Source organism: Bacteroides hominis, assembly GCF_033042785.2.
Taxonomy (GTDB): Bacteria; Bacteroidota; Bacteroidia; order Bacteroidales; family Bacteroidaceae; genus Bacteroides; species Bacteroides hominis.
This window is the reverse complement of sequence record NZ_CP178829.1, coordinates 2,680,768-2,695,631: the sequence shown is the minus strand read 5'-3', so window position 1 is coordinate 2,695,631 and position 14,864 is coordinate 2,680,768. Positions and strand designations below refer to the sequence as shown.

The 14,864-nt window shown below is 41.6% G+C and carries 12 protein-coding genes and 1 pseudogene; 1 reads left to right on the top strand and 12 read right to left on the bottom strand.

Annotated features, from left to right (window positions below; translation table 11 throughout):
* Positions 1–5: 5 nt before the first annotated feature.
* The 12 genes and pseudogenes from R3O62_RS11270 to R3O62_RS11215 all read right to left on the bottom strand — a co-directional run bounded on the left by R3O62_RS11270 (position 6) and on the right by R3O62_RS11215 (position 11,509).
* Positions 6–1,055 (bottom strand): nucleotidyltransferase family protein, encoded by a 1,050-nt coding sequence (locus R3O62_RS11270; protein WP_022011134.1) that lies wholly within the window; start codon positions 1,053–1,055, stop codon positions 6–8.
* Positions 1,056–1,069: 14 nt separating this feature from the next.
* Positions 1,070–1,711 carry an acetyltransferase gene (locus R3O62_RS11265; RefSeq protein WP_005795360.1) on the bottom strand — a complete coding sequence of 214 codons (642 nt, stop codon included), beginning with the start codon at positions 1,709–1,711 and terminating at the stop codon, positions 1,070–1,072.
* A gap of 2 nt (positions 1,712–1,713) precedes the next feature.
* Positions 1,714–2,436 carry an SDR family oxidoreductase gene (locus R3O62_RS11260; RefSeq protein ID WP_022011133.1) on the bottom strand — a complete coding sequence of 241 codons (723 nt, stop codon included), beginning with the start codon at positions 2,434–2,436 and terminating at the stop codon, positions 1,714–1,716.
* Positions 2,433–3,650, bottom strand: a complete 1,218-nt coding sequence (locus R3O62_RS11255; protein WP_022011132.1) for an ANL family adenylate-forming protein — start codon at positions 3,648–3,650, stop codon at positions 2,433–2,435. The genes R3O62_RS11260 and R3O62_RS11255 overlap by 4 nt, the downstream gene beginning before the upstream one ends.
* Position 3,651: 1 nt before the next feature.
* Positions 3,652–3,873 (bottom strand): phosphopantetheine-binding protein, encoded by a 222-nt coding sequence (locus tag R3O62_RS11250; protein WP_022011131.1) that lies wholly within the window; start codon positions 3,871–3,873, stop codon positions 3,652–3,654.
* 5 nt (positions 3,874–3,878) lie between these two features.
* Complete coding sequence (locus R3O62_RS11245) at positions 3,879–5,021, bottom strand: LegC family aminotransferase (protein ID WP_022011130.1); 1,143 nt, start codon at positions 5,019–5,021, stop codon at positions 3,879–3,881.
* Positions 5,022–5,032: 11 nt separating this feature from the next.
* Positions 5,033–6,241: a UDP-N-acetylglucosamine 4,6-dehydratase gene (locus R3O62_RS11240; protein WP_032540995.1), complete on the bottom strand. Its 1,209-nt coding sequence runs from the start codon at positions 6,239–6,241 to the stop codon at positions 5,033–5,035.
* A 31-nt stretch (positions 6,242–6,272) separates the two neighbouring features.
* Positions 6,273–6,746 carry a UpxZ family transcription anti-terminator antagonist gene (locus R3O62_RS11235; protein WP_032540994.1) on the bottom strand — a complete coding sequence of 158 codons (474 nt, stop codon included), beginning with the start codon at positions 6,744–6,746 and terminating at the stop codon, positions 6,273–6,275.
* A gap of 19 nt (positions 6,747–6,765) precedes the next feature.
* Positions 6,766–7,284 carry a capsular polysaccharide transcription antiterminator UpaY gene (gene upaY / locus R3O62_RS11230; RefSeq protein WP_005776089.1) on the bottom strand — a complete coding sequence of 173 codons (519 nt, stop codon included), beginning with the start codon at positions 7,282–7,284 and terminating at the stop codon, positions 6,766–6,768.
* A 998-nt stretch (positions 7,285–8,282) separates the two neighbouring features.
* Positions 8,283–9,290, bottom strand: coding sequence for a hypothetical protein (locus R3O62_RS11225; RefSeq protein ID WP_269110150.1), 1,008 nt, complete (start codon positions 9,288–9,290; stop codon positions 8,283–8,285).
* A 113-nt stretch (positions 9,291–9,403) separates the two neighbouring features.
* Positions 9,404–10,418 (bottom strand): annotated as a pseudogene (locus tag R3O62_RS11220) (hypothetical protein).
* Positions 10,415–11,509 carry a hypothetical protein gene (locus tag R3O62_RS11215; RefSeq protein ID WP_217738153.1) on the bottom strand — a complete coding sequence of 365 codons (1,095 nt, stop codon included), beginning with the start codon at positions 11,507–11,509 and terminating at the stop codon, positions 10,415–10,417. Before R3O62_RS11215 ends, R3O62_RS11220 begins: the two are co-directional and overlap by 4 nt.
* Before the next feature lie 188 nt (positions 11,510–11,697).
* Between R3O62_RS11215 and R3O62_RS11210 the strand changes: the two genes are divergently transcribed.
* Entirely contained in the window at positions 11,698–14,727 is a 3,030-nt protein-coding gene (locus R3O62_RS11210; protein WP_250714125.1) for a glycoside hydrolase domain-containing protein, read from the top strand.
* The last annotated feature ends 137 nt before the right edge of the window (positions 14,728–14,864 follow it).

Below are 14,864 nucleotides of genomic sequence, written 5' to 3'. Positions count from 1 at the left end.
ATTGACTATTTATTAATAATTGAGAAATACTCATTCCAATTACCTACATCAATCCAAGATTTTTCACTAACAGGAAAAACCCCTATTCTTCTATTTTCTTTTCTTAGTTTATCTATTAGAGAAGTTATATGATAAAATTGTCCTTCTGGAATCTCATCCAATAAGTTGGGTTCAAGAATATACAGTCCCGTATTTATCTTAAAAGTCAAGTCAGGCTTTTCTACGATTGAATCTAACAGACCATTTTCCTTAGTATAAAGAACGCCATAAGCTATTGGATAATTTTTAAGAGCCGCAACAACAGTCAATTCATTTTTATTTTCTTTGTGATACTTCAGTATCTGACTGTAATCTTCATTAATTATAATATCACAATTGGACACAAAAAAGGTAGTGTGTATTTTATCTCTCATTAATGTTAAGCTACCAGCAGTTCCCAAGGGCACATTCTCTTGAAAATAGTTTATTCGATATGACGAATCTTTGAGAGTAGAAAAATAATGTTTGATAACATCTGCTTTATAATTTACAGAAACATAAAAGTTATTACTTCCACATTTAACAAAACGATCCATAATATCCTCCATAAAAGTTTTCTCTCCAATAGGGATTAATGGCTTAGGAATAATATTTGTTAACGGTTTTAAACGTGTTCCCTGCCCACCTGCCATAATAACTATTGGAAGATCAAACTGATCTATTGGAGCATTATCTTCATTGGGGAAAAGCTCACTCCACATTAAAACTTTAACAAGCCTCCTCTCGGTATTCAGAATTGGAATAAACTCCATTCTATAAGACATCATTAAAGTTCTGATTTCATCAAGGCTTAAAGTGTCGTCAGCAGTAATAATTCTATCTCGTAAAATATTCTTAATAGGCGTATCCAAGGATTTATTACCAATTATAGCGCGTTGAATATCTCCAATACTAACCAAACCGAAATATTCTCCTTCTGAAAACACTAATAAAAGCTTCCTGTTACATTTATCCATTTGCTCCAATGTATGCAATATGGAAACATTTATATCCACAATCAACTGTTGGTAATCCATTTCTTTAGTATCTATTAATACCGTTTCCTATATACTCTTAAGCTCCCTCCATTACTTGTACACATACTATTTGCTTCTATTACTCTATCAATGTAACATAATGCATCAATCTGACAATCATCTTTTATTTCAAGTCCTTGAAATACAAAAGAATTTGCACCAAATAAACATCCATTCCCAATTTTTACATTACCACTAATTCTGGCTCCCGGATTAAAGAAACAATCAGAACCAACAACGACATCATGCCCAATAGTCACATTGTAATTAATCAGATTTGAATTTCCAATAAGAGCATTGGAAGAAATAACAGCATTAGCAGCCAAATAATTACCCTTACCTAATATAGCTGAAGGAGAAATATAAGAAGATGGATGAATGACATTATCAAGTACACTGTTAAATCCACCAAAAAGATCAACAAACCGTAAGCGTAAAGTTCTGTTGGTAAATCCTATAATATAATGAGAAACCTCAATTGTAGATAATCTATCTAATAAAGACGAGTCTCTAATATAAGTTTGTAAAATAGGAGGTTCTTCATCTGATATAACGTTATAAACAGCAAAATATTTATCCTTAAAAAACTGATCTACAGTTTCTCGGATTTCCAAGGCAGTACTACTACCACCAACAATAAAAAGAGTAGGTTTCATCACTAAATAGTACCGTTATCAACAAATATATTTTGTCCTGTTATAGAGCAAGCTTTCTTTGATAATAGAAAAGCGACAGTTTCTGCCACAGAACGTACATCAGTAGCCTGTTTTAAAGAAGTCCTTTTGTAAATACGATCTTTCTGTTCTTCTGTTAAAGAAGAGCTCATCGCCGTTTCCATAAAACCAGGTACCACCACATTAGAACGAATACCTAACTGTCCCCATTCTCTAGCAGTATCTTTGGAAAATGCTTCTAATGCCCCTTTACTAGAAGCATACATAGATAACCCTTTATACCCTGTATGAACACTTATAGAAGATATATGTATTATACTTCCTTGAATATGATGTAATAACATATTACGAATTGCATATTTAGTCAACAGCATCGGAGAGAATACATTCACGTTATACATTACCCTTAACTTATCTATTTGTAAGTTGGTAATAATATCATCATAAGCCACAGCTGCATTATTTACATAACCATCTAATGGGACTGAGTTAGTAAGAAACTCTTTAAAAATGATCTTGTGAATATTGGTCGTATCTGAGAGATCAACACTTTTAAAAAAGAGTTTACTTTCATATTTTTCTTCAAGCATTCGGAATTCATTCGAATAACTACGAGAAACTCCATAAACAATATGTCCTTCCTCCAACAAAACTCTACAAATCTCAAGGCCCACCCCACGAGAACAACCTGTAACTAATATATTCATGTTCGTTTTAATTTTCCTGTTCTTGTTAATGCTATATTCTCCACAAATTTTATTTTACGTGGAATTTTAAACTCTTGTAACTTATCAGCCAACCAGTGACGAATATCCAATTCAGACAAACTACATCCCTCCTCAATCTTTATTTCAGCGCAAAGAATATTACCTAAAACAGAATTTGGTTTGCCATAAACAAAAGCCTGTTGAACACCATCAAATTGCATTATGACGCTCTCAACCTCTCCAGGATTTATTTTATACCCACCAACATTTATCAGTTCATTCTTACGACTTTTAAAACGAAATAATCCTTTATCAGAGTCAATCCATTCTATTAAATCACCAGAATGGTAATAATCTCCTACACATGAAAAGCTATCAGATTTACCCAAAAGAGAATTATGAATTAATAATTCTTCATCCTCAACTTTAATCTTATCCTTCAATTCGACTGGAATCTGAAACAAATCTCCTTTTGCTGCAAACAAAGAACCAGCTTCAGTTGAAGCATATATATTATTTATTCGAGCATTCGGAAATATCAAAAGCATTGATTCATAAAGTTTAGTATTAGATTTCTCCCCTCCTAAAGTCACTCTACACACTTCAGGATAAGATTTCTCTACTGGTAACAATAAACGATAAAAGGTAGGAGTAGCAGAAATATGAGTTACATGGTATTCCGAAAGCAATTCATATACTTCAACTCGATTTTTATTAAAAACATTTATTAAAGCATTTTTATTTGCAAAAGCCTGAAAAAAGACTTGCAAACCAGCCATGTGAGTCGGGTTAAAAGCAAAAGCCCATATTTGAGATTGATATTTAAAAGAAACTCTTGTCGAACGAGTCAACGTTTCAATAGTATGCACTACTTTTTTAGGCTGCCCTGTGGTACCAGATGTGAATATAGTTATTTCTGATTTTGAGGTTAAAACACTATTTATCAGATCATCTATATCTGCTTTATCATCAAAAAGAATATTCTTAGGCTTGTTTATATCTGTATTTTCTATTCCTTCTAATTCATTCATTTTAGTATCTGAGTCTAAAAGAATTAGAGGCTGATCGGAAATCAAAGATAAGATCATATTCAAAAAGAAATCATATAAATTATTCGTCTGCATCAGTGGAATGTATGACTTTGCTTCATTTATCCGTTGCAACAGATCTTCATAAGTATATGATTTATGTTGATCTACTAAAAACAGCCCCATATTAACGTAACTTCTCAATTATTTCACCAACAGTATTTACTAACCCATCCTCGAAAATATCAATATCAAATTCATCCTCTATTCGAACGGTAAGTTCTGCCAAATCAAATGAAGTAAATCCAATATCATCTCTTAAAGTATCACTTAAGTTAATAGCACTCAATTCTGACAAATTTTTAGCTTTCCTTATCCCATTGATAATAATTAAAATCTTCTCTTCCATATTTTTTATAATCTTACACTACTTGGTATATTCACTATTCTTTCTTCCAACCACACAGTATTCTCCAAACCATCCGTCTCACATCCCCGAAACATATCAAGTCTGTTCATCAATTCCCAAACGGGGCGGGTCATTACGCCATGATCGTTCGTATATTCAAGGAAAGACTGTTGGGCCCGACGGTCTTTCAGAAGTACAGCGTTCAACCAATAGTTAGAACGGCTGTTCGCAGGCTCAACAACAAACTCAACATCAGGAATACGAGAGAAAAACTCACGGTACCGTTCCGCTGTCTCACGTTTATTGACAACATACCTGTCAAGATTCTCCATTTGGGCACAACCCAATGCGGCATTGATATTAGGCATACGGTAATTGTAACCGATATGGTCATGAACAAATGCCCAACGGTGCGGAACTTTGGCCTGAGTCGTCAAATGTTTGGCAAACTTGCCCAGCTCTTCGTCCTGGAAAAGCAACATACCCCCACCACCGGTGGTGATCGTTTTATTACCATTAAAACTGATGGCTCCCACTCTTCCGAAAGTACCCGTATGACGGCCTTTATAGAAACTGCCGATACTTTCGGCCGCATCCTCGACAAGTTCTATATGATATTCGTTGCACACTGCCGACAATTCGTCAATCTTCATAGGATGCCCGAACGTATGCATAGGAACACAAGCCTTGATACGGCGTCCCGTCTTCTTATTATAACACTGCCCATTCCTTACTTCCGCATGCGTAGACAACCACCTTTTTACAGCAAGAGGAGAAAGACCCAAAGTATCTCTATCCACATCAAGAAATACAGGATGTGCGCCAATATAACTGATGGCGTTACAGGTAGCGATAAAAGTAAGAGCCTGAGTTAAAACTTCATCATCACGCTCAACACCGACAAGAAGCATACCCATGTGCAATGCATTAGTACCACTCACACAGACAACAGCTCTTTTTGAGCCGGTATAGGAAGCAACCTGCTCCTCAAAGCGATCGACAAACTTGCCCACACTCGAGACAAAAGTAGTATCAATGCATTCTGCAAGGTATTTTTTTTCGTTACCGATAAATAAAGGAGCGTGCAACGGAACAAATTCATCCGTACCAAACAAGCTATGGATGAAAGTAGTTATATTATTATACATACTTGTAAACATTACATTTTCTGATCCAGATTCTTTCCTTTCTCCACGTGTTCAAAATTGGGAAGGAATCTTTTAAGTGCAGTCACGATATCAGACTTATGGCAATCCGGAAGGGCAAAGAGGGACTCCAGCTCATCAAAGAAGGAATCCAATTCAGACAAAGGACGTTTACTGACATCCTCAATCACACCCAAAGAAGAAAAACGTTCCAGGTTCAACCGCTCACCGGGCACATAGAACTCTTCGTAGCCTTTCTCACCCGTGGTATCACTTTCAAAATAAACAACAGGATATATCTTGCTGTCATCCGGCATTTCGGCAGCATATCTTCTGGCTTCTTCATCTGTAGCACACTCTTTCTTTTCATAGCCCAGAGTGCGGAGGAAACGGTCACAGATAGAAGAAAAAGTGATCATCTTTTCCTCACCTAACTTTGGAAAGAAAATCTCTCCGTTATTCCCAAGAATACAGGCAAGCATACAGATCTGACCGCTTTCCTCAGGTGAAACGAAATAACGTTTCACGTCATTGGGGGCAGCCAAAGGCTGTTTCTTCATGATACGGTCAATAAAACCGGCCAATAAAGAGCCGTTAGAAAAGGCAACATTGGCAAAGCGGGCAGTAGTGACCTTAAATTTAGAGGAGTAGGCCATTATCATATCTTCCATGATACGTTTACTGGCACCCATTATATTCACAGGATTGGCAGCCTTATCCGTAGAAACACAAAAGAAATGACGGGGAGGAAATTCCGATAACAGATCAAGCAGTTTCTTGGCTTTGATTACATTATTCTCAATCAAGGCCTGTACAGAATATTCGTCTTTCTCACTCCGTACATGCTTGTGTGCCGAAAAATTGGCTACAATATCAAAACCCTGCTCCTTACGGAACATCCGCTCGAAGATGGGATCTGCAAAGTTCAAGGTATAAGTACGATACTCTTCCGGAATATGCAGCCCATAAGTGGAACGCAAATCACGGGTAAGTTCGGCCAATCCATTCTCGTTTAAATCGATCACAACAAGTTTAGAAGGCTTAAAAGGAAGAATGGCTTTTATATAGGAAGAACCGATAGAACCGGCACCGCCAATTACCAATAAACTCTTACCTTCAACCTCCTGGCGAAGACGATCACTGTTTGCTGCAATATCGGGAGCAAACATGCTGGAACGACGAAAAGTGATATTATCGCCAATAAAATTATCTACATTAAGCATATTTTATATTATTCATCAAAAATGCATATAATCAGTCTTCTATCTCGCTACATGGATAGCTATTCTCTTCCATTGTCTGCAATGTTTCCATCACTTCCAATTCTTCTTCTGAGAGCGCCCTGCTTTTCCAGCCATCCATTATTTGATGTGCTTCTTGTGCCAAATCTTCCTCGAATACCTCGCCATAGCAATATGTCAGCAATTGACATTTTAATAGAGAAGCGGGAAGATGATCTAACACAGCAAAAGAGCGATCTAAAATGCTTTGTATCTTAGATTCTTTGTCGCCATCATTGTAAATGGTAGCATTATAGCCCATTAACAGGGATAGACAAATCGCTGCTTCTTCCTCAAAAGTGGCACCTTTCATAGAGAAAAGGGTTTCGGACAAGCGAAAAACTTCGGTGTTCAGTTGACGGAAATGATCGGTATAGATGGGAGAGCCATCCGTACCAAGATAAAGCAACTCACGGGCAATGTGTTGCAGATTTTGGACTTGATTCATATAATTTTGAAATTACGAATTACGCTGAAAGAATACGAAGATAACTTTTAGGTACTTTGACGCTGGCAGACAGAACCCCATGAATGCGGATCACCACATAGGTGCGATTGGCAAGGCTGGATAGCTCACCTTCGATACCACAAAACTCTCCTTTGACAACCTGTACTTTTGTACCCACGGTAAGAGGAAGGTCGTCAAAAGTTACATTTTCCGGAGCTAAATCCATCACAAACTTAAAGTCCTCCATCTGCTTGTTGGGGACGATGAGCAAAGTATGGGTATAAAGATCCTTCATATAAAATAGAGGAACGTGATCATCCTTCGTGATGGACCAGGCACGCTCTTTGGTAGTCCGGACAAAAATAAGATTCTTGATAACAGGAACTTCTACCCTACGACGACGATATTTCAGTTGGCGAATGACAAATTGTGTAGGAAGAAAGTATTCTATTCCAAGCTTTTCTAAAGCATTACGAATAGCAAACTCCTGATCCTTCTTTGTCCGAGCGGCAAACCAATACTCCTGTTGTTCAGACATTTATTGTTGGAAATTAAAACTCGATAGGTTACTTTCGGGTGCGCTACGCGGTTTGGACGAGACATCTTTTCTCATTCAAACCGTAAGTATTTCCGAAAATATTTATAGTGGTAAAACGGACGAAATTGTTTCAAAAAACGTTCGTCATTTGAAACACCTTTTTTTGACCTTTTTGAAAAATCCCGTTCTTATGAAAAAAAATATAGATAAAAACACTATTTTTTATTCATAACCCCTTCATTATCAGTAGTGTGTTTTAGTAAAAAAGAGAAAAAAGCAATTTATTTATAAAAATATTTTGTTGTTATAAAAATGTGCCTTACCTTTGTGTTTATAAACGAACGTTTTTTGAAACAATTTCCCCCTATTTTTTCTATAAATTCTACATAACGCATATGTTTGTAGCCCCATAATAGGTATTCCACCCTCCTATCACTTACACACAAGATTTTCTCCTCTTACGCGCGCGTAAGCACATCTGCTTTTCAAAAAAATACAATATATTTGCCGGAATTATATAAATTATTCAAGTTTCGGAAGTGTAAACCCTCGTTTATAGTTGACAAAAAAGCAAGTAGCCCAACTTTCGCCCGAAAAGTCCATCCGTGAGGCGGAGAAGCGAATTTCAGACTTAACCATCTGAAAAACAACATCTTTAAAAAGTAAGATTTCTGTTCTTAAAAGCTTTGTTTTAACATAGAGTTAAAGCTTGTTCTTTGGATGCGAATAACAAATTCTTTAAATGCAAAAGATTTGTTATTTGCGCATAAGAATAAGACAGTCTAAAAAAAACGTTAACAATGTTAATTGAAGAAAGGTATAAGGATGAAGATACCGGTTCAGACGGCATAAATTCACTTCTAAGACTTGGGTGCACTCGGAGCAAATGCGATGAATGTATAACGGAAAGAGATTCACCACAAGGTTTCACAGAGTTTCACAGAGTAAAAATGATGAAGAATAAAACTCAGTGAAACTCTGTGAAACCCTGTGGTAAATCATTCTCCTTTTGCCTTCATCAGTTTTCCGGCTTTGAGGTCAATATAATAAAGCATTCCCCGGGCTATCTCCATACGCCCGATTTCCTTGTCCGGAAATTCGGCTAACAGCCCCAACAAATCGCCCGTCTCGGGGTCATAGCGCTGTATCTTCCCGCTCTTTTGTACTGACATCAGGAGCTCTCCGCCATAGGACAGCAGTCCCAAAGGCTGTATGGCGTCGTACTTAAATACGGCATCGGAAGTGATGTGTGTCTCTTCGCCGAACACAATCTCCATTTTTGAGGGAGTAAACACTTGCAGGCTTTTGTTGTACCAGTCGGTGAGGTACATGCGCCCGTTATGCTCCGCCATGCCATGAATGCGGGGCTGATAGTCATATCCGATTCCTTCGGGTACCTTTACCTTTCCGATCCAGGGGACACGAAACGCAGGCTCGGTAACAGCTTCATAAATCCAATAACCGCGAATGGTATTTTTATCACGCACCATCAGCCTATCGCCGCATTCGCGAAGACCGTAACAATGAGTCATGCTGTAAATATCGTCACCCCACTTTCCATCCGAACGCCCGATGGCATTGACGAACTGAAGGGTACGACGGTCGAAAATGTTGATACGGGAGTTGTACATGCCCACAAAAATATAACGGTCCGAAACAGCCATATCTCCTATCTCAGCGTTAAATGTCTCTTTAGTATCTTTCCGCATCCACGAATCGATGCGTCCGATCAGCTCGCCTGTCGTCAAGTTCAACAAAAGAACAGAACGGTCGGCGACATTATTGTTGGCAACAAATAATGTATCCCCTTTGACCCGTATGGACCGGGGAGTAAAATTGGCCGGAAGCACTCCGGGAATAATCACTTCGCCGGAATCGGTAAACGTGGTATAAACCGGTTCTTCGGGAGAGGTATTGCCTTTATCAGCCGGTTCTTCGTCCTTGGAACAGGATACACAACAGGCAGCAGACAGCAATAATAACAGATATAAAAATTTTAAATTCATGTTTACTTATTTTTTTGAATTTCATTCACTACAGGGTTTCACAGAGTCTCACAGAGTTTTGTACTCTATATTTTCACTCCGTGAGACTCTGTGATCCTCTGTCGTGAGCTTTTTTAGTCCAACTCGGATATTTCAACAAACATTACTTTTCCCTGTATCAGGCGCGGAGCGTTCGCGTTCCGACCTGAAAGATAGAACATATCGTTATGGAAAAAGAGGCGTCCCGGAGTACCGAATCCCATTCCTCCGGCAAAAGAAGAGTAAGCGTCCTTCTCCTCTCCGGTGAGGAGATTTACTCTTACGATACGGTTATTGGCACAGACAACGTACATTTCATCCTGAAAGAATCCCATACTCAACGGCTTGCTTTGCATACGGTAGGAACGGACAAAGCGGACCGGCTCTCCTTTCGTGGTGACGGTGGAGGGATCGATTACGAGGATACGCGAACTTTCATAGTCCGATACGTAAATAAGTTCCTTGTAACGTGCCACGGTCTCGAGGTTAAATCCATTGTTGGAAGTTGTGCTGTCGGTGTTCTGGGCAAACACGGGGACCTTGAAACGATTTTCCGGTGTACAGTCCGAAAGTTGTACCACCTTGATTTTTTTGTTTATCACGAATAAACAGTTTGTCACCGGCTACTTCGGCAGACTCGCATTGCAACAACGAGCTCGACTGCCAACCTGTACGCCCGATAGTGGTTACATACGTATAATCGTTCCGGCGAAACATGTCGATCCGGGAAGAGCGGTTCACCACAAAAATATAATCGCTGTTGACGGCTACATCCATCACTTGATTATCGAACTTTTCAGCTTTTCCGTCATACGTCCAACCTGTCAACGAGTAAAGCAATTCGCCGGTGGAGGCACGAACAATCCGGACACCATCCGATCCGTCGGCACGGTTGGCTATAAAAAGGGTATCACCCGAACGGCGCATTCCCACAGGATTATAGCTCTGTGTACCTACACCGATAGCTGCCGCATCCAGCTCTTTCTCAAAAGTCAGTGTAAGGATGGAATCGGTAGTGAAACCGAACCCCGGCATATTGTTTTTATCACATGCGGCAAAAGTGAGCAACAAAGTCGCCACTACCATAAAAATGCTGTATCTTTTCATCATAACTCTATGTCGGGATTATCGGCATCGTTGATACCGGGGTTATAATCATTGTAACTCTTGAATGGATTGATGACATAAGGCAACATCCGGTGTTTCATCATGTAACGATATACTTTCGGCACAATCTCGTCGGGCATCGATCCATAACACAAGCTGCTGGAATGGCCGTAACCCAGACAGTGTCCCAATTCGTGAATCCAGACATGAAGCACCCAATTGCAATCTATCGCTACCCGGTTCTGGTAAAAGAAGCCCGAAAGATATTCCTCACGCAATCCCAGTGCGTTTCCTCCGCCAAGTCCGGCGATTCCGGACCCGGTGACTACTCCGAACACCAGACTTTGCTTATTCAGAATGGATTTCAACAATCCCTCACGGTCAATCTCCTTCCCTGCATCGTTATGGATGCTACCTTTATAATTCATCAAAGAATCACGAAAAATTCCGGAACTGAACATAACGGCCATATTTACCGCTGAAGTGGCATAATAACGGGCTGCATTGGGCGTCATCACTCCCCAGTTACCACTACCGTATTTTCCCATCTGAATGCGGGTCTTCATCTTGATAGTTTTCAACATATCGAATACAGAATCGTTGCATGTAAGCAACAGTTCGTACTGATCGGGAGAAAGCAAAGCCAGATTGTTGACACGGACAGGCTTGCCGCTTTTGGAGGGATAGACTGCCTCGCCCATCTTCAGCGGAGAATCCAACCGGATGTTGTAAAAGCCCGGAACTTCTTCAAACTGCATCAGATGGATGGTATCACGCAAATGGGGCATCGTAAGCCATACGGAGACTTCTTTGAAATCGTGAGCCATACCATTGAACAGGCGGAGCTTTCCGTCTGTCATCGATACATTAAGCGGTTGGTTCACATAGAAGGCACGATCGGCCGAAACAATGTCATCAACGCTCTCACCATCTTCAAACATCTGTTCTCCCTGATTGAGAAACTCCTCTGCCGAAATTTTAGTCAAGGCAGGCGGTGTGCCAAAGGCATTGAGAATGTCGACGGTATCATCATCCTGGCAAGCAAACAGAGAGAGTGCCAGAAGCGAAATACCTAAAACTTTCTTTTTGTTCATAGTGTAGGGTTTATTTGTTTTTTGAGGGCGCAAAGATAATACAAAAAGGGAAAATGCAAATAAAGGTGTCCAAATACTGTCCGCCAATCGACAGAGAAACCGCATCTCAAATAAAAACAGGCAAATCTTATCCGATCCCAAACGATTCTTTGTAAATTTGCACATACTTATTTATTAGACAAAACATTATGAAAAAACTCTTTTTATGGGCACTGTCAGCCTTGTTAACCTTTCCGGCAGCTGCTCAGGACTTCGTCCCCGAAGCTTCGTTTTACGGCGAAAACTACTGGACTCCCGACACACTGGGTAATCACCGTGCCGTTGTTTCAATGAATACTCCCGCCACCGTAGCGGAAGCTTATATCCCCTGGCGCAGACGCGACGCCAATCCCGAACAGAAAGGGATTATTGTGATAAATGCTTCTACCGGCAAAGTAGTGGACAATGTACTTCCGGTGGAAATCAACCGTGAGTACGGACGTATCCGGTTCGATGCCAGTACAGGTACAGGGAATTACTATGTATACTATCTGCCCTACCATACATCGGGAGGTCCATACCCCAAAGTGAACTATCCGAAGCAACCTGACAGAGCCGACGCACAATGGAAAGCAATCTGCAGTTCCACTCCGGGAACAAAGGTGACCCGGGCCAAACTGGTCAGATTCGAGTCGTTAGGCAGTTTCAACAGCTTCTATCCGATGGAAATCATTGCCACAGCAAAAGAGAAACAGGCATTGGCAGAAGCCAATAGCAATAAACCGTTCCTGCTGCTGCCCGAAGACCGTAAGTTCCCTATCCGTATGTTCGACGATCTCTCGTACCGTCAGGTAACCCAAGGAGCCACCGGCGAATTTTTCGGTGAAGCAGACTTAAACGAATATTATGTATTGCAACTCGGACTATGGGCTTTCAAGAATCCGGTGAACGGGGTCAAAGTAACCTTCACCGACCTGAAAGGTAAAGACGAGATGATTCCGGCATCGGCCATCACTTGTTTCAATACGGAAGGGACCGACTGGATAGGGCGCCCGATGCATCCGGAAGTAAACGTGGGCAAGGGGCGTGTACAGCCGCTTTGGATAGGCATTCAGATGCCGGAACATGCCGGCAGAGGCATTTATAGCGGTAAAGCCATTGTCAGCGATTCATCGGGAGCCTCTCAGGAGGTAAAGATCACGATCAACCTGTCCGACAATGTGCTGGTAGACAAAGGAGACAGTGATTTGTGGCGTTTGTCGCGCCTGCGCTGGCTGAATTCACAATATGCCGTAAATGACCAACTGGTGAAGCCGTTCATTCCGATGACGGTGACAGACAACACAATCAGCGTATTGGGACGAAGCGTCACTGCCGGCGAACTGGGGTTACCGGCTTCCATCCGGAGTTATTTCACCGAAGAGATGACCTCCGTTGGCAAAGAAGCCAAAGACATCCTGGCAAAACCGATGGAGCTCGTCATCCGCCGGAATGGAAAGCAACTGCCCGTCACCATCACTTCACCGTTGAAATTCGGCAAGAAGGAAGACGGGATTGTTAGTTGGACAGCTGCCGGGAAGGCCGGATCACTCGATGTGACGGTACATGCCAGCATGGAGTTCGACGGTTTCATGAGTTATCAGATTAAAGTAAAAGCAACCGAAAACACATCGGTAGATGACATAGCTCTGATGACTTCCATGCCGGCAGCGACTGCCAAATATCGTTTGGGAATGGGATATGAAGGTTCTCTGCGTCCTAAAAGCGACCGATGGAAATGGAATGTGGAACGCAATCAGGAAGGTTTCTGGTTCGGCGACGTAAACGGTGGAATGCAATGCCTGTTCCGTGCGGAAAACTACCGCCGCCCGCTGAACACCAATTTCTACAAAATGCAACCGCTGAACATGCCGCCATCCTGGTTCAACGACGGCAAAGGAGGTATCAGCTACCGGGAACAAGAGAAACAAGTGAATATCGAAACCTACAGCGGAAAGCGGACCATGACCAAAGGAGAAGAACTGAATTTCGACTTCCTGGTGCTGGTGACACCTTTCAAACCGATAGACACCATGAAGCAGTGGACCGATCGCTACTATCACGGTTACCAGCCTGCCGAAAAACTGAAAGAGGGTGATGCGCATGCTTATCAGGCGGTAGACGTAGTAGCTGAAACCGGAGCGAACGTCATCAACCTGCATCACGGCAATGCAGTCAACCCGCATATCAACTATCCGTTCTTCCGTCCGGCCTTCATGAAGCAGTACGTGGACGAATCGCATGCCAAAGGTTACAAAGTGAAAATCTACTACACCGTAAGGGAACTGAACAATCACGCACCGGAGCTTTTTGCCCTGAAAAGTCTCGGACACGAGATCTTCTCTCCGGGCAAAGGAGGAGGATATGCATGGTTGCAAGAGCATCTGGACGGTGACTACATCGCCGCATGGTTTGTAGATGCCTACAAAGATGCAGCCATCGTGAATACCGGCATTTCACGCTGGCATAATTTTTACGTGGAAGGGCTGAACTGGCTGACAAAGAATGTAGGTATCGACGGTGTATATATCGACGACCTGGCTTTCGACCGCAACACCATGAAACGTATCCGCCGGGTACTGGAAAACAATCGTCCCGACCCGCGCATCGACGTTCATTCCGCCAACCAGTTCAATCCGGCGGACGGGTACATCAACAGCATCTTCCTGTACATGGAACACATGCCTTACCTGGACCGTCTTTGGTTCGGCGAATACTTCAAATACGAAAAATCACCGGAATACTGGCTGACAGATGTTTCGGGTATCCCCTTCGGCATGATGAGCGAAATGTTACAGGACGGTGGCAATCCTTACCGGGGTATGCTATACGGCATGACAGCACGCGAACCGATGGAGTCCGTCCCTTCACAACTCTGGAAGGTATGGGATGCTTTCGGTATCAAGGACAGCCGGATGATGGGGTATTGGGTATCATACAATCCGGTGAAAACAGGACGCAGCGATATTCTGGCCACTTCGTTTGTCAAAGATGGCAAAGTGATGATAGCCATTGCCAGCTGGGCAAAGAAAGACAGTGAGGTGAAACTACAAATTGACTGGGAGAAACTGGGGATAGACCCCGACAAGGCAAAACTGACGGCACCTGCTATCAAAGGTTTCCAGGAAGGATTCACACTGTCAGCCAAAGATAAAATCAAAATACCGAAAGACAAAGGCTATATCTTTATTCTGAAGTAAAGATAGATAAAATCAATGAAGGTGTGTCGAGAATGTCTCCATGCGGAATTGACATTTTCGACGCATCTTCATTTAAAATATGATTGACACCTTAGGGTTATATAATATTCAATATGAATTCAGACAGCAAAGCTCAC

Coding starts and splice junctions, on each gene's coding strand:
- R3O62_RS11270 (WP_022011134.1), bottom strand. CDS start 1,055: ATGGATTACCAACAGTTGATTGTGGATATAAATGTTTCCATATTGCAT.
- R3O62_RS11265 (WP_005795360.1), bottom strand. CDS start 1,711: ATGAAACCTACTCTTTTTATTGTTGGTGGTAGTAGTACTGCCTTGGAA.
- R3O62_RS11260 (WP_022011133.1), bottom strand. CDS start 2,436: ATGAATATATTAGTTACAGGTTGTTCTCGTGGGGTGGGCCTTGAGATT.
- R3O62_RS11255 (WP_022011132.1), bottom strand. CDS start 3,650: ATGGGGCTGTTTTTAGTAGATCAACATAAATCATATACTTATGAAGAT.
- R3O62_RS11250 (WP_022011131.1), bottom strand. CDS start 3,873: ATGGAAGAGAAGATTTTAATTATTATCAATGGGATAAGGAAAGCTAAA.
- R3O62_RS11245 (WP_022011130.1), bottom strand. CDS start 5,021: ATGTATAATAATATAACTACTTTCATCCATAGCTTGTTTGGTACGGAT.
- R3O62_RS11240 (WP_032540995.1), bottom strand. CDS start 6,241: ATGCTTAATGTAGATAATTTTATTGGCGATAATATCACTTTTCGTCGT.
- R3O62_RS11235 (WP_032540994.1), bottom strand. CDS start 6,746: ATGAATCAAGTCCAAAATCTGCAACACATTGCCCGTGAGTTGCTTTAT.
- upaY (WP_005776089.1), bottom strand. CDS start 7,284: ATGTCTGAACAACAGGAGTATTGGTTTGCCGCTCGGACAAAGAAGGAT.
- R3O62_RS11225 (WP_269110150.1), bottom strand. CDS start 9,290: ATGAATTTAAAATTTTTATATCTGTTATTATTGCTGTCTGCTGCCTGT.
- R3O62_RS11215 (WP_217738153.1), bottom strand. CDS start 11,509: ATGAACAAAAAGAAAGTTTTAGGTATTTCGCTTCTGGCACTCTCTCTG.
- R3O62_RS11210 (WP_250714125.1), top strand. CDS start 11,698: ATGAAAAAACTCTTTTTATGGGCACTGTCAGCCTTGTTAACCTTTCCG.